25 protein-coding genes and 1 rRNA gene are annotated in these 22,185 nt (G+C 41.1%); 15 read left to right on the top strand and 11 right to left on the bottom strand.

What is annotated here, in order from left to right; genetic code table 11:
• Positions 1-187 precede the first annotated feature (187 nt).
• A complete protein-coding gene (locus CYK47_RS03750) occupies positions 188-1,336 on the bottom strand; it encodes a CaiB/BaiF CoA transferase family protein (RefSeq protein ID WP_122899237.1) in 1,149 nt (382 codons plus the stop codon).
• A 180-nt stretch (positions 1,337-1,516) separates the two neighbouring features.
• Between CYK47_RS03750 and CYK47_RS03745 the strand changes: the two genes are divergently transcribed.
• Both CYK47_RS03745 and CYK47_RS03740 read left to right on the top strand, forming a co-directional pair.
• Complete coding sequence (locus CYK47_RS03745; protein WP_122899055.1) at positions 1,517-2,527, top strand: AraC family transcriptional regulator; 1,011 nt, start codon at positions 1,517-1,519, stop codon at positions 2,525-2,527.
• 119 nt (positions 2,528-2,646) lie between these two features.
• Positions 2,647-2,937 carry a hypothetical protein gene (locus CYK47_RS03740; RefSeq protein ID WP_122899052.1) on the top strand — a complete coding sequence of 97 codons (291 nt, stop codon included), beginning with the start codon at positions 2,647-2,649 and terminating at the stop codon, positions 2,935-2,937.
• Positions 2,938-2,987: 50 nt separating this feature from the next.
• Here the strand turns inward: CYK47_RS03740 and CYK47_RS03735 are convergent, their stop codons facing one another.
• Positions 2,988-3,407, bottom strand: coding sequence for a GNAT family N-acetyltransferase (locus CYK47_RS03735; RefSeq protein ID WP_122899050.1), 420 nt, complete (start codon positions 3,405-3,407; stop codon positions 2,988-2,990).
• A gap of 9 nt (positions 3,408-3,416) precedes the next feature.
• Positions 3,417-4,616 carry a class I SAM-dependent methyltransferase gene (locus CYK47_RS03730; protein WP_122899048.1) on the bottom strand — a complete coding sequence of 400 codons (1,200 nt, stop codon included), beginning with the start codon at positions 4,614-4,616 and terminating at the stop codon, positions 3,417-3,419.
• Between the two features lie 100 nt (positions 4,617-4,716).
• On the opposite strand from CYK47_RS03730, the gene trhA reads away from it, so the two are divergent.
• From trhA to CYK47_RS03715, 3 genes are all read left to right on the top strand, one after another.
• The gene (gene trhA, locus CYK47_RS03725) at positions 4,717-5,358 is read left to right on the top strand and encodes a PAQR family membrane homeostasis protein TrhA (RefSeq protein WP_122899046.1); all 642 of its coding nucleotides are present in this window, start codon (positions 4,717-4,719) and stop codon (positions 5,356-5,358) included.
• Between the two features lie 141 nt (positions 5,359-5,499).
• Positions 5,500-6,816 (top strand): MFS transporter, encoded by a 1,317-nt coding sequence (locus CYK47_RS03720; RefSeq protein ID WP_122899044.1) that lies wholly within the window; start codon positions 5,500-5,502, stop codon positions 6,814-6,816.
• Between the two features lie 111 nt (positions 6,817-6,927).
• On the top strand, positions 6,928-7,269 hold the full coding sequence (locus tag CYK47_RS03715; RefSeq protein ID WP_122899042.1) for a hypothetical protein: 342 nt from the start codon (positions 6,928-6,930) through the stop codon (positions 7,267-7,269).
• Here CYK47_RS03715 and CYK47_RS03710 read toward each other — a convergent pair.
• Positions 7,266-8,264, bottom strand: a complete 999-nt coding sequence (locus tag CYK47_RS03710; protein ID WP_122899040.1) for a metallophosphoesterase — start codon at positions 8,262-8,264, stop codon at positions 7,266-7,268. The genes CYK47_RS03715 and CYK47_RS03710 overlap by 4 nt on opposite strands.
• Positions 8,265-8,345: 81 nt before the next feature.
• On the opposite strand from CYK47_RS03710, the gene CYK47_RS03705 reads away from it, so the two are divergent.
• Positions 8,346-9,950 carry a phospholipase D family protein gene (locus CYK47_RS03705; RefSeq protein WP_122899038.1) on the top strand — a complete coding sequence of 535 codons (1,605 nt, stop codon included), beginning with the start codon at positions 8,346-8,348 and terminating at the stop codon, positions 9,948-9,950.
• Here CYK47_RS03705 and CYK47_RS03700 read toward each other — a convergent pair.
• Positions 9,942-10,739: a lysophospholipid acyltransferase family protein gene (locus CYK47_RS03700; protein ID WP_213072420.1), complete on the bottom strand. Its 798-nt coding sequence runs from the start codon at positions 10,737-10,739 to the stop codon at positions 9,942-9,944. The two genes, CYK47_RS03705 and CYK47_RS03700, sit on opposite strands and share 9 nt — an antisense overlap.
• 147 nt (positions 10,740-10,886) lie before the next feature.
• Here CYK47_RS03700 and CYK47_RS15430 point away from each other — a divergent pair, with 147 nt between their 5' ends.
• The 4 genes from CYK47_RS15430 (at position 10,887) to CYK47_RS03685 (ending at position 13,518) form a co-directional block, all read left to right on the top strand.
• On the top strand, positions 10,887-11,027 hold the full coding sequence (locus CYK47_RS15430) for a hypothetical protein (RefSeq protein WP_164709140.1): 141 nt from the start codon (positions 10,887-10,889) through the stop codon (positions 11,025-11,027).
• Between the two features lie 63 nt (positions 11,028-11,090).
• Positions 11,091-12,419 carry a ribosome rescue GTPase HflX gene (hflX, locus tag CYK47_RS03695; RefSeq protein WP_122899034.1) on the top strand — a complete coding sequence of 443 codons (1,329 nt, stop codon included), beginning with the start codon at positions 11,091-11,093 and terminating at the stop codon, positions 12,417-12,419.
• Between the two features lie 49 nt (positions 12,420-12,468).
• Positions 12,469-12,840 (top strand): hypothetical protein, encoded by a 372-nt coding sequence (locus CYK47_RS03690; RefSeq protein WP_122899032.1) that lies wholly within the window; start codon positions 12,469-12,471, stop codon positions 12,838-12,840.
• A 9-nt stretch (positions 12,841-12,849) separates the two neighbouring features.
• Positions 12,850-13,518 (top strand): LrgB family protein, encoded by a 669-nt coding sequence (locus CYK47_RS03685; protein ID WP_122899030.1) that lies wholly within the window; start codon positions 12,850-12,852, stop codon positions 13,516-13,518.
• 35 nt (positions 13,519-13,553) lie between these two features.
• Here the strand turns inward: CYK47_RS03685 and CYK47_RS03680 are convergent, their stop codons facing one another.
• From CYK47_RS03680 to pdxA, 3 genes are read right to left on the bottom strand one after another with little or no spacing between them, the layout of a single operon-like run.
• Positions 13,554-14,390, bottom strand: a complete 837-nt coding sequence (locus CYK47_RS03680; protein WP_122899029.1) for a symmetrical bis(5'-nucleosyl)-tetraphosphatase — start codon at positions 14,388-14,390, stop codon at positions 13,554-13,556.
• Positions 14,391-15,203, bottom strand: coding sequence for a 16S rRNA (adenine(1518)-N(6)/adenine(1519)-N(6))-dimethyltransferase RsmA (rsmA, locus tag CYK47_RS03675; protein ID WP_122899027.1), 813 nt, complete (start codon positions 15,201-15,203; stop codon positions 14,391-14,393).
• 19 nt (positions 15,204-15,222) lie between these two features.
• Positions 15,223-16,191: a 4-hydroxythreonine-4-phosphate dehydrogenase PdxA gene (pdxA, locus tag CYK47_RS03670; RefSeq protein ID WP_122899025.1), complete on the bottom strand. Its 969-nt coding sequence runs from the start codon at positions 16,189-16,191 to the stop codon at positions 15,223-15,225.
• 255 nt (positions 16,192-16,446) lie between these two features.
• On the opposite strand from pdxA, the gene rplM reads away from it, so the two are divergent.
• The 5 genes from rplM to CYK47_RS03645 all read left to right on the top strand — a co-directional run bounded on the left by rplM (position 16,447) and on the right by CYK47_RS03645 (position 19,287).
• Complete coding sequence (gene rplM, locus CYK47_RS03665; RefSeq protein ID WP_004695096.1) at positions 16,447-16,875, top strand: 50S ribosomal protein L13; 429 nt, start codon at positions 16,447-16,449, stop codon at positions 16,873-16,875.
• Positions 16,876-16,887: 12 nt separating this feature from the next.
• Positions 16,888-17,274, top strand: a complete 387-nt coding sequence (gene rpsI / locus CYK47_RS03660) for a 30S ribosomal protein S9 (protein ID WP_067763381.1) — start codon at positions 16,888-16,890, stop codon at positions 17,272-17,274.
• Between the two features lie 256 nt (positions 17,275-17,530).
• Positions 17,531-18,178 (top strand): glutathione S-transferase N-terminal domain-containing protein, encoded by a 648-nt coding sequence (locus CYK47_RS03655; protein WP_122899024.1) that lies wholly within the window; start codon positions 17,531-17,533, stop codon positions 18,176-18,178.
• Positions 18,179-18,193: 15 nt separating this feature from the next.
• Positions 18,194-18,619, top strand: coding sequence for a ClpXP protease specificity-enhancing factor (locus CYK47_RS03650; protein ID WP_122899023.1), 426 nt, complete (start codon positions 18,194-18,196; stop codon positions 18,617-18,619).
• Positions 18,620-18,633: 14 nt separating this feature from the next.
• Entirely contained in the window at positions 18,634-19,287 is a 654-nt protein-coding gene (locus CYK47_RS03645) for a hypothetical protein (RefSeq protein ID WP_122899022.1), read from the top strand.
• 238 nt (positions 19,288-19,525) lie between these two features.
• Here CYK47_RS03645 and CYK47_RS03640 read toward each other — a convergent pair whose 3' ends face one another.
• The 3 genes from CYK47_RS03640 to rrf form a co-directional block, all read right to left on the bottom strand.
• Positions 19,526-19,834 (bottom strand): ankyrin repeat domain-containing protein, encoded by a 309-nt coding sequence (locus CYK47_RS03640; RefSeq protein ID WP_122899021.1) that lies wholly within the window; start codon positions 19,832-19,834, stop codon positions 19,526-19,528.
• 27 nt (positions 19,835-19,861) lie between these two features.
• On the bottom strand, positions 19,862-21,679 hold the full coding sequence (locus tag CYK47_RS03635) for a GGDEF domain-containing protein (protein WP_122899020.1): 1,818 nt from the start codon (positions 21,677-21,679) through the stop codon (positions 19,862-19,864).
• Positions 21,680-21,787: 108 nt separating this feature from the next.
• A 5S ribosomal RNA gene (gene rrf, locus CYK47_RS03630) occupies positions 21,788-21,902 on the bottom strand.
• Between the last annotated feature and the right edge of the window lie 283 nt (positions 21,903-22,185).

Here is a 22,185-nt window from a genome sequence, read left to right as displayed (position 1 = left end):
TAGTTTCTATTATAACGCTGCACAGAATAACGATTTTTGATCTATCAACAAAATGCGTTTTTTACATATTTCATAGCGGTTTTATTGATAAGCCCGCATCGTATTCACCGATAATAGGCATTTAGTGGGCTATAGACTACTTTTTCTTATTATTTATATATTTATGCTGTTTTTAGCAGAAAAAAGACTAAGCACTGTTAGAAAGCGTCGTTTGCTCTGTCCATGTGCCAGCATCTAAAGCTTGACCAACAAAATCGTAGCGTTTTTGCGAGCGTGAAAATTGAATTGGGCAGCCGAGTTGTGGTTCAGTGTGAGTAGAACCTTGACTTAAAGGTACATTCACCACCCAACCGCGTTCACGCGCTAATTCAGAGTGTAATGCTTCATCTAAAGCTAAAACCGCTTCGGCACATACATCATGTTGGCTAAAAATGGCTTGCCACTCGGCTAAGGTTTTGCTGGCAATTTTTGCTTGAATGAGCGGTTTGACCACTTTAGCATCCATTTCGGCAAAGCTTTTATTACCCTCAACCAACTCAGGTAATTGTAAAATTTCGGCTAAACCGCGTACAAATTGCGGTTCAATGCCACCCAGTGCCATATATCTGCCATCTTGGGTTTGGTAATAGTCATAAAAAGAACCACCGTTTAATGCACCCGTTTCTGGACTAACTTTGGTATTTCCTGCCAATACCGCAGCTGCTGCCATGGTATTTAAAATGGCCACGCAATCGGTCATGGAGATATCAATATATTGTCCCAGCCCACTGCTATGGCGTTCAATCACTGCGGCTAAAATGCCCATCACCGCATGAAAAGAACCGCCTGCGACATCGGCCATTTGTATCCCTAAAGCTGGCGGTGCACTGTTTTGGCGCCCTGAATGCCCCATAATTCCAGCCAGTGCCACATAATTTAAATCGTGCCCAGCTTTATCTTTATAAGACCCAGTTTGTCCATAGCCAGTAATAGAACAATAAATCAGGCGCGGGTTAATGGCCGCTAAAGTCGCGTAATCTAAGCCTAAACGCTGCATGACCCCAGGGCGAAACTGCTCAATGACAATGTCGTATTGACTAATTTTCTGTTTAATTAAGGCAATATTAGCAGGGTCTTTAAGGTCTAGGCTAATCGATTGTTTATTGCGGTTTAAGTAGCTATGCGCGGTGGCTTGACCATTGGCAAAAGGTTCAAGTGTGCGCATTAAGTCAATTCGTGTCGGTGACTCAACATGCACCACTTCAGCGCCTAAATCGGCTAAATACAGGCTAGCAAAAGGCCCCGGTAAAAGAGTTGAAAAATCTAGGACTTTAAGGCTGTGTAATAAGGTTGACATATTGTGTTTGTACTCTTGTTTTGTTTGTTTTTTCTGCATAGTATGCAAAAATACAACATGACACAATGTCATGTTCAGCCATTTACCTTGATCGTTTCGGCAATTTACCATGTAGCCTATAGAGATTAAGCATCATTAGGTCAACAGTAAGTGAATACAAGAGAGACTGAAGAATTTAACATGAGTCGCGATACCATTAGTATCCACTTTGTCAATGCCGCACTCACTGGAGTGAAGCGTCTTGGGATGGACGTGGAAACTTTGTTATCACATGTGGGGATTGAAGCCGAGCTACTACGCCAGCCCAAAGCCCGTATTTCACCTGAACAGTACACCCGTTTTGTTAAAATGTTGTGGATGGTGACTCAAGATGAACATATTGGTTTTAGCCAAGATATTCGTCGTTTGGGTAGCTTTGCCATTATGTGTCAGTTGATTGTGCATGCCAAAACCCTAGGTGATGCTTTAGAACTCTCCACCCAATTTTATAAATTATTTGGCGATGAATGGTGTGTAACGCTAGAACGCGATAAACACGAAGCGCGTTTAGTACCCCTAATTCCAAAAGATGCCGATCCTGATCATTATATCACCGAAAGTATGTTGATGATTTGGCATGGTTTGGCGGCATGGCTCATTGACCGTCGCTTGCCACTTGAGCGTGTGCATTTTAATTATCCGCGCCCAACCCATGCTGATGAATATGATGCGCTGTTCTTTGCCCCTGTGATGAAATTTGACGCATCACGTACCGAGATTACTTTTGCTGCAGATTATTTAGAATTGCCCATTCGTCAAACCGGTGAAACCTTAGAAGATTTCTTAAAAACAGCACCTGCTGATTTATTGGTCAAGTTTAAAAACACCCATTCTTTAACTACACGTATTCGTGACGTGTTAAAGAGCCAAATTGGCGAAGAAATGCCAACACTGAACGATGTGGCATCTATGTTGTATTTATCGCCGCAAACCTTACGTCGTCGCTTGGCGGCTGAAGGTAAGAGCTACCAAGGGGTCAAAGATGCGCTACGCCGCGATGCTGCGATTCATCTGTTGCTCAATCCAAGACTGACCCTAGAAGATGTGGCGCAGCAAGTTGGCTTTAGTGAAACCAGTACCTTCCACCGTGCTTTTAAAAAGTGGACAGGTGTGACACCAGGTTTATACCGTCAATTACACGGTTATCATTAATCCCAAAATCATCAAAAGCCCAAGCTGTGTCTTGGGCTTTTTTTATACTTTTTCTCCTGATTTCATGTTATAAAGTAACATCTATTCTCTGTTTAATCTCCTCGTTGGGTAGTGCCGTTATGCATGAAACTCCTCCAGAAAAAACCTTTTGGGGCTGGAAAGCGCTGATTGTCGCTTTTATTCTTAGTATTATCTTTTTGGCTATTTTTTATTTAGCGATGGAAAATGACCCTGACTATATGCCAAGTCAGCAAAATAAAGAGCAAGGCCATCAACAGCATGCCTTTAAAAATGCGCCAACCATGAAGCAAGCCGCAGAGACGCAGCCCACTGCCGCCGAGCATGGCATGAGTGCCGAGGAACATGCCAATATGAATATGGCACATGCCGAAGGCAACCACGGTCATTAATACAGTGTTAAACATCAAAAAAGGCAAACTGAATGTTTGCCTTTTTTGATTTAGAAAACTAAACACATCCTGATGTGTGGAATATTGCAATCGAGGTATTCTGCACCTTCTGCCATAAAGCCCAAGCGCTGGTAAAAAGCCATGGCATGCACTTGCGAAGATAGCTGCACACTCAAACGCCCGTGTTGCTTGGCATGATCAATCACAAATTGCATCAGCGCCAAACCTAAATTTTGACCACGCGCAGCTTTGAGCACCGCCACACGTCCAATACTGTTATCGGCTAACAAACGTGCGGTGGCAAGCGCTTGCTGATCTTGATACAGCACAAAATGAGTAGACACAGCATCTAATGCATCCCATTCATCACTAGGGGCAATATTCTGCTCTTTGATAAAGACCTGCTCACGAATGCCTTTTGCATCCTGTTGTAATTCAATCCATGTGCCGGCAACTATTTCGATGCGCATGCTGCTCTCCTAGCATTTACGACCAATATCTTGCTGATCCCATTGATCATTCAGCAATAATTCTAGGGAGTGTTTTTGAATTCCATACATCTGTTTAAGTGCTTGAATCTGAGCCAATACCGCTTGATCGGGTGCAGTAAAGTCTTGGCGTTTGGTGGCTAAAATCATTTTATTTTTGCTGGTATGTTCCAGCGCGACAAACTCAAATACTTTGGTTTCATAGCCATAAGCTTTGAGTAATAAAGCACGAATGGTATCGGTGAGCATTTCTGCTTGTTGACCCGCATGAATGCCAAACTGCAACATTGGTTGTAACACTTTTGGACTGTGTAATTGTGGACGTAATTCTTTATGACAACACGGCGCACACATAATCACTTGCGCATTTAAGCGAATACCACTATGAATCGCAAAGTCAGTCGCCACATCACAAGCATGTAGTGCAATCATTACGTCTAATTTTTCAGGCGCATAGGTACGTACATCGCCTTGGAAAAAGCCCAATTGCTCAAAGCCGGATTGCGTTGCCACGTTTTGGCAAAATTCCACCATCTTAGGATTGAGTTCTACGCCTGTGACAAATGGGGTTTGCAAACTTTTAGCGGTATAGTCATAGAGTGCTGTGGTTAAATAACCTTTACCTGAACCGAAATCCACCACATGCAAAGCTTGAGTGGTATCAATTTGCTCGAGCGCACCGGCAAAAATTTCTACAAATTTATTAATTTGCTTCCATTTACGCGCCATGCTTGGAATCACTTGCGCTTTGGCATCAGTAATCCCTAAATGTTGTAAGAATTGGCTGTCTTGATCTACAAAGCGTTGTTTTGCACGGTCATGCCCTTGCGGCTGCGCTTTTAATACAGGTTTGGCTTTACTTTGCGTAAGCATGGCTTTTTTCTTATTTTTCTTCAGTTGTGTTTCACCGTCTAAAGTAAATAAATTGGCTTGCTTACAATCGGCGAGCAACTCCGTTAACACACCTTCAGCCTCGCCAAGCGGATAGTTTTTGGTGACGTCTTGGGTTTTATAACGGTACAGACAATTTAAAGTCGCCACATTTTGCAGCTCAATAAGCCGTACAGTCATTTTTTCTAAGTTTTCAATACTGCCCTTATATTGGCTAAAGATAATGCGTTCTAGCTGCTGCTGTTGAATGGCAACTAAACATGCTTGAAGAAACTGCTGCTCTGGATTGACAGGAGACATGGGCAAAACCTAAAAAAATGACCGTTAAATTTTAAGGTGCTCTTACGCGAAAAGCAAAATTGAATTATTATACAAGTGTACTTTTATTATCGAGGCTGCCATGCACGCCGATTTTTTAAAAAATTATGATGCAAAAGAAGAAAATTTAAACATTTGGAGTCATGGCTTAGGGGCAGCATTTGCTGTACTTGCCACAATCTTGATGTTAATCAAAGGCTGGTCTTTACCGTTTGGTCAATGGAGTGCGTTATTGGTCTATGGTTTGAGTATGGTTTTATTATTTTCAGCTTCTACTTTATATCATCTAGCCAAGACCCAAACACGACGTTTTTGGTATAAAAAGCTCGATCACACAGCAATTTATTATTTAATTGCAGGAACTTATACGCCATTTTTAGCCATTGCTTTACCCACCAACAAAGCCAAAATGCTTTTGATTGCACTGTGGATTATTGCCCTCATTGGCACGGCCTTTAAGCTGATTTTTATTCATCGTTTTCAGAAAGTTTCCTTGTTTGCCTATTTAACTATGGGTTGGTTAGCACTGCTGGTGATGGATGACATGCAGCAGTTTTTAGCACGCGAATGTTTAACTTTATTGCTGGCTGGGGGCTTGGCTTATACTGTAGGTGCATTGTTTTATGCTTTAAAACGGGTAAGATACACCCATGCTATCTGGCATTTTTTTGTATTGTTAGGCGCAGGATTACAATTCTTCGCGATCTATCTTTACGTGATTTAACCTCTTCATTCTTCATTTCAGTGACCCTGAGCGAGACGAACCGAAGCGGTCCCCGTTGTTTTTTTAAAAAATTACGCCTTTTTTAAAAAGATTACGCTTTTAAAACTAAGTTCATTATTTTTAGTAAGTGTAAGGTCCAACATGGCGTCATCATCTACAGCTACATCTCAAGAACAAGTAGCAACCAATTCAAAATTCCGCGTACTTACAGCAAGTCTAGTCGGTACCACCATCGAATTCTTCGATTTTTATATCTATGCCACTGCGGCCGTGATTATTTTCCCTTATCTGTTCTTCCCTGCAAGTACAGATCCTATGACAGCTACCATTCAGTCACTGGCCACCTTTGCCATTGCCTTTATTGCACGTCCAATTGGTGCGGCAATGTTTGGGCATTTGGGTGACCGAATTGGGCGTAAAGCCACGCTCGTCGCCGCACTCTTGACCATGGGCTTATCGACCGTTGCTATTGGTTTACTGCCAACTTATGCCCAAATTGGTATTGCTGCACCCTTAATGCTAGCACTTTGCCGTTTAGGTCAAGGTTTAGGTTTGGGCGGTGAATGGTCAGGTGCTGTCTTACTGGCAACCGAAAACGCGCCTGAAGGCAAACGTGCATGGTACGGTATGTTCCCACAATTGGGGGCACCAATCGGCTTTATTTTAGCCACAGGTTCGTTTTTAACGCTAGGTGCGTTTATGAGCGAAGAAGCCTTCATGTCATGGGGCTGGCGTATTCCGTTTATTTCAAGCGCTTTATTGGTAATTGTCGGTCTTTGGATTCGTTTAAAATTACATGAAACTCCTGCTTTCCAAAATGTATTAAACAAACAAAAAGAAGTTAATATTCCATTTGTTGAAGTATTTAAAAAGCATACACCTATGCTCATTTTAGGTACGATTGCTGCCATTTGTACCTTTGTGGTGTTCTACTTAACCACAGTATTTGCCTTGCAATGGGGTACCAAACAGCTGGGTTATTCGCGTGAACAATTCTTGCAATTACAATTGGTAGCAACCTTATGTTTTGCTGCATTTATTCCACTATCTGCAGTATTTGCTGAAAAATTTGGTCGTAAGGCCACTTCAATTGGCGTATGTATTGTGTCAGCGATCTTTGGTATTTTCTTTGCCGATATGCTGGAATCAGGCAGCACTTTAGTGGTGTTCTTGTTCTTATGTATTGGTTTGGCGATTATGGGCTTAACCTATGGGCCGATTGGTACTGTGTTATCTGAAATCTTCCCAACCTCAGTACGTTATACAGGCTCTGCATTAACCTTTAACATGGCAGGTATTTTTGGTGCGTCATTTGCACCATTAATTGCGACAAAATTAGCCACGAGTTATGGTCTATCTGCAGTGGGTTATTACCTCACAGCTGCGTCAATTTTATCATTGGTTGCGTTCTTATTAATTCGTGAAACCAAACACGATGATGTCAATAACCAAGTTTAAATTTGCTTCAGCTATCTGAAGAACCAGTGCTGAGGCGCTGGTTTTTTATTTGCAATATAAAACAACTGTATTACTCTTAAATAAGACAAAGCCCCAACAAGAGTGTGCAGTATGAACCCTATTATTCATCAATTGACTGAACAACAAATTACAGAACTCATTCTCCTGCTAGACGATCAGCAGATTGCTACAGCCAAACAACTGCTCCAACAACAGCTCAATCTTTCTGAAGCCCAAGCAGAAACCGTTTTAACTGAGTTTGCCCACCTCAATAATATGACTCTACCAAGCAGTTTGACACCCTCTAGCAGCAGTGATGTGAATCTCAATCAAAGCGCTTTTACACAGTCTAGTCTAAGCTTAGCCAAAGAAAATCCGATCAAGAAAAAACGGATCTTGGTCGCCATTGTGATTTTAGTATTGGTGATCATCCTAGGTTTTATCTTTGGTTAAGAGATTTCAATAATATCAATCGTTGGTGGCACACGAAAACGAAATGGCACCCCAACCATTCCTGTGCCGACTGTGACAAATACATCGGCATGGGCATGCTGATATAACCCACGTTTGTGCCCTAAAATTGAAACTTTCTTCATCACATAGTCAGTAACCCAAGGTAATTCCACTTGTCCACCGTGCGTATGCCCTGAGAGCATTAAAGGACGTGTGGCCAATGCGGGCACCATGTCTACCGTATCAGGATTATGCGACAGCAAAATAAAGGGCTTATCTTGGGGCAATTCTGGCAAATTACGCATATCGGCTTTACCTGCCCAAAGGTCACCCACACCAATTAAACGAAACTCATCAAACTCAACAATTTTTTTCTCAATATCAATTACATTATTGCTGTTTAAGGCCTCACTTAACAGTTGTTGAATCGGTGGGCCGGGGTATTGTTCATCATGATTACCCGTGACTGAATAAATCGGTGCTTGAATTTGCTGTAAAATTTTCAGCTCATCAGCCAACTTATTTTCAGGCTCATAGGTCCAGTCACCTGCCACCACCACTAAATCTGGCTGTTGTTGATTAATTTTTTCAACAATAATCTTGAGTTGACGTTCATGCCCCGAAAACAAACCGATATGTAAATCGGCAATAAGGGCAATACGCACAGGGCGCTGAAAGGGTTGTTGTGGATTAAACTGATAATGTAAGGTTTTGACCAATACCGTGTGAGGTTCGATAAAACGCGCATAAATCAGCACACTACACAGTAAAAATATGAAAATACTTTGATGCAGCGAAAATAGGTCATAAAAACCTGCATAGACACTAAACGCCCACAGTGGCCAGAGCAAATAAGATAAATAAAACGCCAATAAGTGAATAAAGGCTTTTACAGGATGAATGGTTTCTGTACGCATTTGACTCAACCATGCCTGCGCAATCCCCCACAGCGCCAGCAGCGTAAATAGCCCATAAAATACATTCAAAGCGTTCATACACACATCACCACAAATTTTATTTATCTTTTCATAGCTGGCAATTATACTCAAACGCTATTTTTTTGCTTTGATCTAACTATGCCTGCTCCTGCCTCTTTTCACGTTCGCTTTAAACACACAACGATCAGTGTGCTACTTTGTGCGTTTATGGGCTTAACAGCATGTTCGACCTTGCCTAAAAATACTTTGCAGCCGATTGAATATGCTTTTGATACCCCCACGGATCACACCAGTTTAGCCAATATTGTTTTACCCTTACGGGAAAAATATCCGCAGCTGACCGGTTATCACTTACTGGCTGATCCTTTAGAAGCACTGGCAGCACGCTTACATTTAATTGAAAAAGCCGAAAAAACCTTAGATTTACAATATTATATTTGGGATAACGATAAAATTGGCGCGTTTGCCTTAGATGCCATTATTCGTGCTGCCGATCGCGGTGTGAAAGTACGTTTATTGATTGATGATAATAACTCTAAAAAAATGCAGGGCATTTATTTAGCCCTCGACCAACATGCCAATATTGAGGTACGTTTATTTAACCCATATCGCTTCCGTTATATGCGCACTTTAGATATTGCATTAGATTTAAAACGTATCAACCGGCGTATGCATAACAAAAGCTTTATTGTCGATAATCAGCTGGCACTGATTGGCGGACGTAATATGAGTAATCAATATTATAACGTCAGTGACAATTATCAATTTTCAGATGTTGATGTGCTATTGGTCGGTTCTGCTTCAGATGAAATCATTCATTCTTTTGATGAATATTGGAATGATGATTATGCTTATCCTGTGGTCAATCTAGTTGACCCCAATAAGTACAAATTAGATTTTTACAATTTAAAACAGCAAGTTGCCAAGCATTCACAGCTTAGTACCGTACAAAATTATTTAGATTTAGCCGCACGCTCTGATGCCTTTGAACAGTGGTTAAACAATGATATTCAACTTAACTGGGTTGAAGCCACAGTGGTCAAAGATCCACCCAATAAAATTAAAGATCTGGCTACCGAAGATGAATATTTATATGCGCAACTGGCTGAACATTTACAAGAACCAAGCAGTAGTGTAGATATTATTTCCGCTTATTTTGTACCGCAAAAAGCTGGGGCGGATCTGCTCAAAGGTTTAAGCCAAGATGGGATTCAAGTTCGGGTCTTAACCAATTCTTATAAAGCCAATGATGTCGCCTTAGTGCATGCTTTTTATGCCAAATATCGTCATGATTTACTCAAAAATGATGTACAACTGTATGAGTTTTTGTCGGCACCAGAATTTGCCCACTTAAATAAAAATACCGATGAAATTTCTAAAAAATCTGAGGTCAGTCTAAAAGGCTTAAGTCGCTCAAGTTTACATGCCAAACTTATGGCTTTGGATGAAAAACAGGTTTTTGTAGGTTCATTTAATTTTGATCCGCGTTCAGTTAAATATAACAGCGAAATTGGCGTGATTTTAAACAGCCCAAGTTTAGCGCGGGCTGTCCATCAAACCATGGATCAGAATTTATCTAAATATGCTTATAAGCTGGTCTTAGATGCCAATGATAAAATCAATTGGAAAGTCAAACATAGCAACGGTGAGGTTCAAACTTTTCACAAAGAACCGAAAATCAAATGGTGGCAAAAGGCAGGCTTAAAAGTCATTTCTTGGCTGCCTATCGAAAATTTAATGTAAGGCTTTGTATTGTAGCTCAACTAAGCCCTGTTGCATGGCCTGACTCACGGCTTGGGTTAAGCTTTCGACGCTATGCCCTGTAACATCAATACTCGGCAGCGCCATTAAATGTGCAGTGACTTTGGGCATTTCCAGCACGCGTTTAACATGTTCAGCAAAGCTAATTTCGCCTACATAGGGTGCAATTTGGTCGAGCTGCCCCTCTTGATTGACATAGCAAATTAAACAAATTTGTACAGGCTTGCCCGCTTCAATCGCTGCCCCCAATAAACGACCATGAATTTTTTTAATCTTGCTGCCATCGGTAGTCGTTGCTTCTGGGAAAAACAATACAGGAATATTCTGACTTAAGAAGGTCGCAATTTGTTCACGAATTTTAATCGAATCACCTGAACCGCGTTGAATAAATAAAGTACCACCACCTTTAGCTAAGTTACCAATTAAAGGCCAGCGTTCAATTTCAGCCTTCGCCAAAAAAAATACCCGTGCCGCAGAACCCAACACCGCAATATCTAACCATGAAATATGATTACTCACCCACAGCGCAGGTTGGCGCGGAATTTCACCATGTACCCTTACATCAATATTAAATACTCGACATAGCTGACGGCAAAAATGCTGCACATAGCGGGTGTTTTGCGGATTATTCGGCTGTTTATACAAACCATGACGATAGACCAGATAAAAGCCTTCGCTGATACTGGCCACACCAGCCAGCAATTTCTTGCTATATAAAAAGAATTTATCTAATGCACTTTTTGGCTTTAATACCACTGGGCTTGTCTTCATCCAACCGTTGCTCATACTGACCTCGCTTGGCATTCTATACTCTTCAATCATAAAAACCGAAGACCAAGATTAAAAAATCCCATTTTCATGGCAAAAACAAACCCTCTACACTGTGCTTATTGTTTATTCAATTTGAGTCAAGCCATCATGTATAAGCAGCCAGTCAAGTCTCGCGTGGATCTACTCAAGCTCACCAACCTATTCAAAATGGTGCTCGGTTTATCAATTTTGTATTTAGGCGCGATTTTATTGTTTGCTAAACTTTTACATACGCTTTTACAACCCTAACCGATTGTCCTTCTTCTATGCTTTGCCCTAGAATAGAATTTTATAGGCTCATAAGAGAATCGAGTGGAAGAATTCGCGCCTGCGCAGAGTGAACGTATTATTTTAGTCAGTGTTGCTGTCCAGATGTTAGATGATCTAGACAGTGCTGAATTTGCATTGCTGGCCAAATCTGCAGGAGCTGAAGTTGTCGAACATATTCACGTCCAGCGCCTACGTCCAGATGCCAAACTATTTGTCGGCTCTGGTAAAGCCGAAGAAATCGCCGAACGTGTTGAAGCATTAGAAGCCGAATTGGTGATTTTTGACCATGCCTTAACCCCTGCCCAAGCACGTAACTTAGAACGTGTGGTGCAATGCCGTGTGGTCGACCGTACCGAACTGATTTTAGATATTTTCGCGCAGCGTGCGCGTACCTTTGAAGGTAAATTACAAGTTGAATTGGCGCAGCTGGCGCATCTGTCCTCACGTTTGGTGGGTGGTCGTTTAGGCTTAGATGGTCAAAAAGGCGGGATTGGTTTACGTGGTCCGGGTGAAACCCAGCTCGAAACTGACCGTCGTTTACTCAAAGTTCGTATGACCCAGCTTAAAGCCAAACTCGATAAAGTCCGTCAAACGCGGATTCAAGGTCGTGCGGCACGGCAAAAGGCTGCTGTACCAACGGTCTCATTAGTCGGTTATACCAATGCAGGGAAATCTACCTTATTTAACCGCCTTGCACATAGCGACGTTTATGCAGCAGATCAACTGTTTGCCACACTCGATCCAACCTTACGCCGCCTGGATTGGGATGGCATTGGCACCTTAGTCCTTGCCGATACCGTAGGCTTTGTGCGTAATTTGGCACACTCACTGGTTGAATCTTTTAAAGCCACTTTAGAAGAAACTTTAGAAGCCAATTTAATTTTGCATGTCATTGATTCAAGCAGTCACGATATGCATGAACAAATTGAAGCGGTAGAAAAAGTACTCAAAGAAATTGGCGTGGATACCCCCATTTTACGCGTCTATAACAAAATTGACCAAAGTGGTGAAGAGGCAAAAATTATTTATGCCAAGCCGCATCAACCAGATCGGGTTTATGTGTCAGCGCATAGCGCTGCAGGACTCGACTTACTCAAGCAAGCGGTTCAAGAATGCTTAATGGGGCAACTGCAAAGTTTTGACATGGTTTTAAAACCGGCATACGGTAAATTACGCACGCAGTTGTATAATTTAAATGTCATTAATCAAGAACATTATGATGATGAAGGTAATTTACATCTACAAGTTGCAATGGCACCAGCCAAACTTGAACAACTGATTAAGCAAGCACATTTACCAATTGCTGAAATTTTAGGCGAAAAAGCACAACAATTTCAAAGAACGTTAGAAGAGTTTGAAATCAAACCCTAAATCGGTTAAAAGATGAAACTTATCGTATAAAACTTAGGCAACAGCGACGATGCAAGGATTGAACAAGATCGACTGGCCTGCTTGGATTGGCACCATTTCCCTCATTATTATTTTCCGTGAAGTAGCGGTTTGGTTATGTGGACAATGGGGTCATCCAGAAATGGGCAATCTTACAGGTTTATTAAGTCTATTGGTGATGTTAGCCATTTGGCGCACAACGAAAGGCTTACCGCAACGCCTTGTCGATACTAACAATAAAATCATGAAAGAAAGTGGTTTTGCTTTTTTACCGATTTGTGCAGGTTCGCTGATTGCTTTGGTGCATATGGGGGCAGAAATTCCGCTGTTTTTATTAGTATTGGTGGTCAGCACTTTAATCCCGCTTTGGGTATATGCCAAAATGGCCAAAAAGTGGCTTTAGGAGAATAACATGTTGAGTGTTTTAAGCGGTTTTATTCTCACTTTGCTGGCTTATCTCGCAGCCAAACCTATCAATAAACGCCTGCCTCAAGTGCCACTTTTAGTTATTGGTATGTTCTTTGTCATTGCTTTATTGCTAGTACTAGATATTCCTTATGAACACTATAGCAGCGACATGAACAGTATTTTTAGTCATTTGCTTGGCTATGTAACCGTGGCGCTTGCGATTCCATTGGCGGCTATGCGCTATGACGATTTACCCTTAAAAGCTATGCTTGGTATTTTAGTCTTTGCCAGTTTAAGTGCAGTGGCTTTACCCATGGGCTTGGCCTATGCCTTACATATGGCAGAGCCGACGATTATGGCCTTTGCCACGCGTGCAGTGACCACCCCGATTGCGATTAACATTGCCGAACTGCTGCATTCACCTGTGACCTTGGTCATTTTAATTGTGATTTTATCTGGCACGATTGGCGCGGCTTTTTCATCGATTATTTTACGTAATATTAAAGATGAGCGTGCTTCAGGATTAGCGCTAGGTTTAGCAGCCCATGCCATTGGCACGGCGCAAGCATGGCAACGTGGTCCCGTGGCAGGTCGTTATGCCGCTTTTGGTATGGCGGTCAATGCGGTGTTTACCGCAGTTTGGCTACCAACGTTTATTTTATTACTGAAATAAAAAAAGCCTGCATCAAGCAGGCTTTTTTTTATAGCTTAAGTACAAGGATTATCCACACTAAAGATCTGTTGATCTTCTAAGCGATAAGCAAGCAATTGATTGCCCCATACGCAGCCACCATCGACATTTTGAATCTTGTCGGAGATGGTTTTGCCTTGTAACGCCGCCCAATGACCAAAGACAATTTGATGGGTTTGCGTCGCTTGTGACTCAAACTCAAACCACGGTTTAAAACCTTCAGGCATTGGGTCGTCTAAACTGTCTTTAAAGCTAAACTCTAAACGTCCTGTTGCATCCGTTAAACGCATACGGGTTAAATAGTTGGTAATGCAGCGTAAACGCGCATGACCTTGTAAATCTTCCGACCAAAGCTCGGGGCTTTTACCATACATCTCGCTTAAGAAAGCATCTAGTACAGCAAAATCGTCATCACGAAGTACTGCCTCAACTTCTTTGGCATATTGTGCAGCTTGTAGAGCTGTCCAATTACAAGGAATACCGGCATGAGTGAGCACAGTCTGTTCATTCGGAAATAAACATAAAGGCTGACGACGCAACCAATCAATCAAATCATCACTTTCTAAAGCGTGAATCACATCATCAATTTGATCATTGGGCTTGCTTGGTTTAATCCCACGCGCCACAGCCAATAAATTCAAATCATGATTGCCAAGCACGGTTGCTGCTGCACCACGCTCGACTAATTTTTTAATAAAACGGATTGCACCGACTGAGTTTTCACCACGCGCCACTAAATCACCTGCAAACCAAATAAAGTCTTGATCTACATCAAATTTAATTTCTTTAAGGAGCGCTTTGAGTGCTTCAAAACAGCCTTGCACGTCCCCAATCACATAGTTATAACCTGCCATTTAGCCCACCATTTGATCAGACAATGCCACAAATTGCGCCAAGGTTAGCGTTTCAGGACGCGCCATTGGATCAATGCCCGCTTTTTCAAAGCCATCTTCTACCAACATGCCTTTTAAGCTGTTACGTAAAGTTTTACGACGTTGGGTAAACACATGCGACACCAAACGCGCTAAAGCTTTTTCATTTTGCGCCACAATCGGTTTGACATCGTATGGCTCTAAACGGAACACCGCAGAGGTCACTTTTGGTGGCGGGTTGAATGAACCTGGTGGCACTTCAAATAAGAAGGTTGGTTTACAGTAATACTGAATCATCACGGATAAACGACCATATTCTTTGGTGTTTGGTGCTGCCGTAATACGATCGACCACTTCTTTTTGTAGCATAAAGTGCATGTCTTTCACTTTGTTACCAAATTCTAAGAGATGGAATAACAAAGGTGTCGAGATGTTATACGGTAAGTTACCCACCACACGTAATGGACGATCTTCTTCAAATAATTCGGTAAAGTCGTATTTTAACGCATCGGTTTCAACAATGGTTAAACGCTCAGGATATGGCACACGACCTGGTAAACCTGCCGCTAAGTCACGATCTAGCTCAACTACAGTTAGCGCATCACATTCACCAATGAGTGGTGAAGTTAAAGCGGCAAGACCCGGACCAATTTCCACGATGTTGTCGCCAGTACGCGGATTGACTGAGCGCACAATTTTGGCAATTACACGTTGGTCATGTAAAAAGTTTTGACCAAAACGCTTGCGCGTGTGATGCCCTTCATCTTTTGGGTTTAAGGCATTAATTTGATACATAAAAGAATTCCAACGTGAATTAGTGACGAGCGAGATCTAAGGCTAAATCAACAGCAACATGCAAACTGGAACTTTTTGCAAGTCCCGTGCCTGCGAGGGAGAGTGCTGTGCCATGATCAACTGAAGTACGAATAAACGGTAAGCCGAGAGTAATATTAATGGCTTCACCAAAGCCTTGTGATTTTAACACAGGTAAGCCTTGATCGTGATACATCGCTAAAACTGCATCGGCATCTTTTAGGTTTTCTGGAGTAAATAAGGTATCTGCAGGCAAACTTAAGCTCATATTAATGCCCTTTGAGCGATAAGCCTCTAATACAGGGTTAATCACCTCAATTTCTTCCATGCCTAAATAGCCATCTTCACCAGCATGCGGATTTAAGCCACAAACCAAAATTTTCGGTGCTGCAATTTTAAATTTGGATTTTAAATCGTGAATTAAAATATCAATCACTTGCTGCAAACGCTCAGGGGTAATCGCATCAGGTACAGCACGTAAAGGTAAATGCGTGGTGGCAAGTGCTACCCGTAAGGTTTTGGTGGCAAGCATCATCACTACACGGGGTACGCCGGCAAATTCTTGGTAATATTCGGTGTGTCCACTAAAGGCAATGCCGGCATCATTAATCACTGATTTTTGTACGGGCGCTGTAGCCACACCAACGCTTTTACCCTGCATTGCATAATCCGCGGAACGACATAATTGTTCTAAGACATATGCTGAATTTTTAGGATTTAATTGCCCTAGAACCACCTCTTCTGCCAATGCAACATGCTCGACATACAGTTCCCCCACTTCTGATGACTCAGTTTGTCCTTGATATTCAATCAGTTTGACATCAAGTTTTAAGCTCTGCGCACGGCTGTTCAGCATATGAAGATCTGCCAATACCACAATCGGTCGTTCATCCACACGCTTGGCTAAACTTAAACAGATATCAGGACCAATCCCTGCAGCTTCACCACTGGTGACATATAAAGGCAGCATGTTTTATCTCTTTGCTTAATTTATCACTATTATATCTAGCTTTTCTCGTGAGCATTTTGTTGAATTGTTCAAAGTTGCTGAAAAAAATCGCAATATTTATTGATGAATATTTGCACTCCTTAAAGATTCGCTATAGAATATGCCGCTTGAAATTTTAATTTTCATTGTGGTTCTGTACAGATTGGTATAGAATCGCGTCTCCTTTAGTTTGGACAGATTCCATAGTCCAAACCAACTATAATAGGTAGTGGTTTAATGAAAACTCTCAGCGCTAAGCCAGCTGAAGTTCAACACGACTGGTACGTTGTTGATGCTTCTGGCAAAACTTTAGGTCGCCTTGCGACTGAAATCGCTCGTCGTTTACGCGGTAAGCATAAAACTTCTTATACTCCTCACGTTGACACTGGCGACTATATCGTTGTAATCAATGCTGAAGAAATCCAAGTGACTGGTAAAAAAGCACTTGATAAGAAATACTATCGCCATACTGGTTTCCCTGGTGGTATCCGCGAAACTAACTTTGAAAAGTTAATCGCGCACAAACCTGAAGCAGTTTTAGAAAAAGCTGTTAAAGGTATGTTACCAAAAGGTCCTCTTGGTTACGCAATGATCAAAAAAATGAAAGTGTACGCTGGTACTGAGCATCCACACGCTGCTCAACAGCCACAAGTTTTGGACATCTAAGGGATACAGCACATGGCTACTAACTATGGTACAGGTCGCCGTAAGACCGCAACTGCACGTGTTTTCCTATCAGCTGGTACTGGTAAACTCGTAATTAACAACCGTTCTTTAGAACAATACTTCGGTCGTGAGACTGCTCGTATGGTTGTTAACCAACCGCTTGAGCTTTTAGAAGCGACAACTAAATACGACCTTTACATCACTGTTTCAGGTGGTGGTATCGGTGGTCAAGCAGGCGCGATCCGTCACGGTATTACTCGTGCATTAATCGCTTCTGACGAAACTTTAAAACCTGCTCTTCGTCAAGCTGGTTTCGTTACTCGTGATGCTCGTGAAGTTGAACGTAAGAAACTTGGTTTACGTAAAGCACGTAAACGTCCTCAATTCTCTAAACGTTAATTCGTTTACCGAATCGGACCAAAAAAGCCTTGGGATTTCCCAAGGCTTTTTTTATGTGCTATTGATACGCATCAGTACACCAAAAATCGCGTAATAGATAATAATTGACTAAACCAATCATCAACATGCTTAAAATAAAAATGATATTGAGCATTTTGCTCCTCCCTCGGTCTTTTTTGTTGTGCTTTGCCTCTGTGACGTGCTTTTTGGCACAGGTTTTAGTATCCTAATTTCTTCGATTTTAGCTTAGTAGTTTATGTCCTTGGAAAACCCAGCCATACAGGGAATTACCTTATACAGCCACAGTGATGATTTCCGCTGCCATTGGATTCGTTACGTTTTAGCTGAAAAACAAATTAAATATCATTTAATTATGGTCGATGATAGCGATGAAGATGTTGCCAGCTTAAATCCCTATAATCGCTTGCCCATGCTAATAGAAAATGAGCTGAAATTATTTAATACCACGATTATTGCCGAATATCTAGACGATCGTTATCGTCAAAATAAACTTTATGCCGATGCACCCGGGCCGCGTGCCGAACAACGCCAATATGTATGGCGTTTTGAACAGGATTGGTTACGTTTAGCCGATGCGATGCTGTGCCATCCAGATAGCTTAGATGCCAAGGCTAAACAACAAGCGCAACAAAAATTACGTGACACGCTGATTTCGCTGACACCGTTATTTCAGCATTTTCCTTATTTTATGTCTGAGAGCTTAAGTATCTTAGACTGTATGTTGGCACCCATCTTTTTACGCTTAAAAGCCATGGGCATTGAATTACCCCGACAGCATTGCCGCCCGATTCATTTATATTGCCAACGTATTTTTAGCCGACCTGCTTTTGTTAAATCACTCACATTGCAGGAAAAAAATCGCTATCGTGAATTCTTAACCTAACTTATTGAGCCTATTATGTCTGATGTAGAACTAAACGTGACTCCAACTCGCCCTTACTTAACCCGTGCTATTTACGAGTGGATTTGTGACAATAATTTAACGCCATATTTATTAGTAGATGCTACAGCAGCTAACGCCATGGTACCTACCGAATACGTACAAGATGGGCAAATTGTCTTAAACATCGTGCCACATGCCGTGCATGCGTTACACATGAGTAACGATGCAATTACTTTCTCTGCACGTTTTGGCGGCGTATCTCGTGATATTTATGTACCATTTGCAGCCTTACTTGGGATTTATGCACGTGAAAATGGTCAAGGTTTATTCTTTGATCCAAGTGAATATGCTGATATTCAAACTGCAAATGATCAAGTAGAATCAGAAGCACAAGAACAACAACAACCGAAGAAAAAACCGAGCCTACGTATCTTGGATTAAATAAGGAGAATCTGATGGCTTTTGATTTAGTACAATATTTTGCTGAGCAGATTAGTATTCAAAAGCCTCAGCTTCTCGAGCAATACGATCACACTACCAGACAAAACTTATTACATGACTTAAATGTTTTAAGCCTCGGTAAACTGATTGTGCTATGGCGTGAAGATCACAATAAACTTTACCAAGAGATTCAATCCCAAGAACACCTGTATATCCAAGAAATTGCGCGGCGCTTAACCACGTCTGTACATAACCAATCACCGCTACCTAAAGAGCAATTAGAACCTGCACTGACCGATATTGTCAGTTTACAGCTACAAGAGCTAAAACAACTCGACGATACGGCTAGTTTTGGGGTTGAGGGTTTCCGTGAACTGTTTCGCGGCCAAGTTGAGCATCTTTCTGGGCAAGCACATGATTGGGTTTGGTTAACAAATAGACTAATAGAGCTGCAAGGTTCTAAACCAATCGTGCAAGAACCGCTATCATTGCAAACTACACTAAAGGAGTTTAATCAAATGGTTAGCCAAAACGATCATCACGATCACCACCCTGTTGCTGAAGTTGCTGTGCCTGCCGTACCTGCTTGGTCTAAAGTTTTGGAACCTGTTGTCGCAATTGTGATTTTATGGATTCTGTATAGTGCTGTCACACAAGTGTTTGCCTAACAATTAAAGCCCGCGACTGCGGGTTTTTTTGTAGGTTTAAACTGACAAAGTTTGCTGCTTTTAACCGCTATTCAGTTTGGCTCGCTCGACTTAATATAAAAGCATCAGGAGACAGGATGTTTCCCAAACATAAAACAACAATATTAAGTTTGCGCATCAGGAACGTGAGGTACGACAGGAGTTATACCTAGAACATACCCTAATACGAAAAGCCCCATCAGGATGATGGGGCTTTTTCTTATAGACTTTTTAAGTAAGCCACAATCTCGCTATGACCTGCCATTTCTGCAAGCTCTAAAGCGCTGTATGGGGCTTTATGCGCAACATCAGCGCCTTTACTTACCAATAGCTTTACCACTTCAAGATGATCGTTTTCAGCTGCAGCATGTAAAGCGCTATAACCATCCTCATCAGTGCTATTCACATCGCTATGTGTCAAACTATTTTGTACTTCGCTAACATCACCCAAAGAAGCCCAATACACTAGCTCTGGCAAATGTAATTCTTCATCATCTTCAGGTAAAGGAGAGAAAGCGTTCAGTTTCATACTGACCTCAAATTGAATCGGTTGACTTTAGCTCACAATAGCACAGTCACGTTGTTGTTTGGCTTGATACAGGCGTAAATCAGCACAACGAATCAAAGCATCCGCATTTTCATAACGCTGCTGTGGCTGCATAAGAGCACCGCCAATGCTAATCGTTACCACATGTTTATCATCTAAGCGTTGTTGATGCTGTAAATTTAGTTCACGCACTGCTGTTAGGCATTGTTCGGCAAAGGCTTGAGCCGCTAAAAGAGACACATTAGGTAAAATAATCGCGAATTCTTCACCACCATAACGCGCTAAAAAGCCATTTTCAGGTAACTGTTGTCTTAAAACTTCTACCAATTTTTTAAGAACTTCATCACCCTTTAAATGTCCATAATAATCATTATAGTTTTTAAAAAAATCTACATCTAACATAAAAAAACCAATAAAGGCTCGTTTATCTGCAGGTTGACTAAAATAATCTTGTAGCATTTCATTTAAGGCAAAACGATTATAAGCACCAGTTAAACCATCTAATTTGAGTTGAATTTTTAATTGTTCATTCAATTGAATCACTGTATGCGTTCGCTCTGCCACTTGCTGGTCTAGAGTATGATTTAGCCGGATTAACTCTTGATTATAAGCAATAGCCTGTTCACTTTGTAAAGCATAATCACGACTCAATTGCAGGGTCACAACAATAAAATAAATACAAGAGGTATAAAAAGCGATTTCGACTGAATCGATTAATCTTAAACCTAATAAATAATCATGAATAAAAGTCAGACAAACAACACCAATTGCTAAGGCGTTAGATTTTGAGAATTTATTTTTATACTTAAAAATTTTATATACCCCATAGAGCATATTGATAAATAATAAAATTGAAGCCGCAAAGGTTTTAAAAAAGAAGGCTTGAAAAACAACAGGTGGCTGAGTTAAAATAAGTAAAAAATTAGCAAAAATGATACAGCTTAAAAAAATATAAATCGTTTTGTGTAATAAATGTGGTAATGCTAAACGAATATAAGTTAAGAAAAAGAAGCTAATCAGCCCAGTTAACATATATTCAATACGTGTACCCAACAACCAGTCAATTGAAGTAAATAAGGTATAACTAAATGGAACGGCAAAAAAACTACGTAAACTAAAGCATAAAATAAATAAAGATAAAAATAATAAAGGAATAATAGGTTGATGATGTCGTAAGCGATACACGGCAAACAGCGCCATAAATAATGAGATCATCACCAACATGCCACTTACCCATGTCGCTGGAATCACATGAAGGTAAAAATAGCGTCTGACAGGCTCCTCATAGCCAATCACAATCGAATTCTCTAATCCACCACGTATGTGCTGGTAACTCGAAAAATCTACACGCAAAGTCACCTCAGCTGGATTCACTGAAAAGATTAACAAACGTGGTGCCATTTCAGTGACATGCTGCTTCTCATCACCGACAACACCTACTTTTAACATGAGCTTGTCATCAATATAGAGCTTATAAGCTCCATATTGATACGGTAGAAACAAAGCCACTGGCTCACCTATAGCAGCTTGTGGCAAACGAAAAGTTTGTATAAAACTACCATGATGACTAGTTTGACCAATGAGCTGCTCAAAAGAATTAGGTAGACTAACGCTTATTGCTTGATATTGTTCTTGGGATTGATTGCTAATTACTTGATGTGGTTCTTTCGGATTATTTATAAAATGCTTAGGAAAATAATGCCAAGTTCCATCTAAATTGGTATTTTTTTTAGGGGTAAATTCAAGCTGCCGTACATCTGCTATACATACAGTACTGTAAGCTAAGATACATAGACTCAGTAAAAGCTGTATGATGGACATCTGCATATAGGTCAAGCCTAATCAATTCAAACATTATAAAAAACTTTTGCATACTTATAATAGAGATATGAAAAATCCCCCTGATGAATGATCAGAGGGATTTTTAGAATAATGAGCTGGCGATGACTTACTCTCACATGGGTAACCCCACACTACCATCAGCGCTAAGAGGTTTCACTTCTGAGTTCGGGAAGGGATCAGGTGGTTCACTCTTGCTATTGTCGCCAGCACAACTGTGATGCTTACTCATCAGGTCTTATTAAATGCCTAACTTTCGTCAAATGAGTTATTAACAGGTATATCTGAGTTGATTATAACATAAAGCATAGCTTTATGCCTTGCACTCAGGCAAACGCATTCACGTTTGCTTAAGCTTCGTTCATCTTTAGCGTTAACTAAATCAAGTTGTTTGTAGTGATTTTGACTACAACACCAACTGTTTGGGTGTTGTATAGTCAAGCCTCACGAGCAATTAGTATTGGTCAGCTTCACATATCACTATGCTTCCACAT

This window comes from Acinetobacter sp. B51(2017), assembly GCF_003711395.1.
Lineage (GTDB): Bacteria > Pseudomonadota > Gammaproteobacteria > Pseudomonadales > Moraxellaceae > Acinetobacter.
Note: the sequence above shows the minus strand (reverse complement) of the source record. Positions and strands in the feature narration are given on the sequence as shown.

Bases quoted from the DNA above. Each gene is read 5' to 3' on its own strand.
- CYK47_RS03750 (WP_122899237.1), bottom strand. From the start codon at position 1,336: ATGTCAACCTTATTACACAGCCTTAAAGTCCTAGATTTTTCAACTCTT.
- CYK47_RS03745 (WP_122899055.1), top strand. From the start codon at position 1,517: ATGAGTCGCGATACCATTAGTATCCACTTTGTCAATGCCGCACTCACT.
- CYK47_RS03740 (WP_122899052.1), top strand. From the start codon at position 2,647: ATGCATGAAACTCCTCCAGAAAAAACCTTTTGGGGCTGGAAAGCGCTG.
- CYK47_RS03735 (WP_122899050.1), bottom strand. From the start codon at position 3,407: ATGCGCATCGAAATAGTTGCCGGCACATGGATTGAATTACAACAGGAT.
- CYK47_RS03730 (WP_122899048.1), bottom strand. From the start codon at position 4,616: ATGTCTCCTGTCAATCCAGAGCAGCAGTTTCTTCAAGCATGTTTAGTT.
- trhA (WP_122899046.1), top strand. From the start codon at position 4,717: ATGCACGCCGATTTTTTAAAAAATTATGATGCAAAAGAAGAAAATTTA.
- CYK47_RS03720 (WP_122899044.1), top strand. From the start codon at position 5,500: ATGGCGTCATCATCTACAGCTACATCTCAAGAACAAGTAGCAACCAAT.
- CYK47_RS03715 (WP_122899042.1), top strand. From the start codon at position 6,928: ATGAACCCTATTATTCATCAATTGACTGAACAACAAATTACAGAACTC.
- CYK47_RS03710 (WP_122899040.1), bottom strand. From the start codon at position 8,264: ATGAACGCTTTGAATGTATTTTATGGGCTATTTACGCTGCTGGCGCTG.
- CYK47_RS03705 (WP_122899038.1), top strand. From the start codon at position 8,346: ATGCCTGCTCCTGCCTCTTTTCACGTTCGCTTTAAACACACAACGATC.
- CYK47_RS03700 (WP_213072420.1), bottom strand. From the start codon at position 10,739: ATGAAGACAAGCCCAGTGGTATTAAAGCCAAAAAGTGCATTAGATAAA.
- CYK47_RS15430 (WP_164709140.1), top strand. From the start codon at position 10,887: ATGTATAAGCAGCCAGTCAAGTCTCGCGTGGATCTACTCAAGCTCACC.
- CYK47_RS03690 (WP_122899032.1), top strand. From the start codon at position 12,469: ATGCAAGGATTGAACAAGATCGACTGGCCTGCTTGGATTGGCACCATT.
- CYK47_RS03685 (WP_122899030.1), top strand. From the start codon at position 12,850: ATGTTGAGTGTTTTAAGCGGTTTTATTCTCACTTTGCTGGCTTATCTC.
- CYK47_RS03680 (WP_122899029.1), bottom strand. From the start codon at position 14,390: ATGGCAGGTTATAACTATGTGATTGGGGACGTGCAAGGCTGTTTTGAA.
- rsmA (WP_122899027.1), bottom strand. From the start codon at position 15,203: ATGTATCAAATTAATGCCTTAAACCCAAAAGATGAAGGGCATCACACG.
- pdxA (WP_122899025.1), bottom strand. From the start codon at position 16,191: ATGCTGCCTTTATATGTCACCAGTGGTGAAGCTGCAGGGATTGGTCCT.
- rplM (WP_004695096.1), top strand. From the start codon at position 16,447: ATGAAAACTCTCAGCGCTAAGCCAGCTGAAGTTCAACACGACTGGTAC.
- rpsI (WP_067763381.1), top strand. From the start codon at position 16,888: ATGGCTACTAACTATGGTACAGGTCGCCGTAAGACCGCAACTGCACGT.
- CYK47_RS03655 (WP_122899024.1), top strand. From the start codon at position 17,531: ATGTCCTTGGAAAACCCAGCCATACAGGGAATTACCTTATACAGCCAC.
- CYK47_RS03650 (WP_122899023.1), top strand. From the start codon at position 18,194: ATGTCTGATGTAGAACTAAACGTGACTCCAACTCGCCCTTACTTAACC.
- CYK47_RS03645 (WP_122899022.1), top strand. From the start codon at position 18,634: ATGGCTTTTGATTTAGTACAATATTTTGCTGAGCAGATTAGTATTCAA.
- CYK47_RS03640 (WP_122899021.1), bottom strand. From the start codon at position 19,834: ATGAAACTGAACGCTTTCTCTCCTTTACCTGAAGATGATGAAGAATTA.
- CYK47_RS03635 (WP_122899020.1), bottom strand. From the start codon at position 21,679: ATGCAGATGTCCATCATACAGCTTTTACTGAGTCTATGTATCTTAGCT.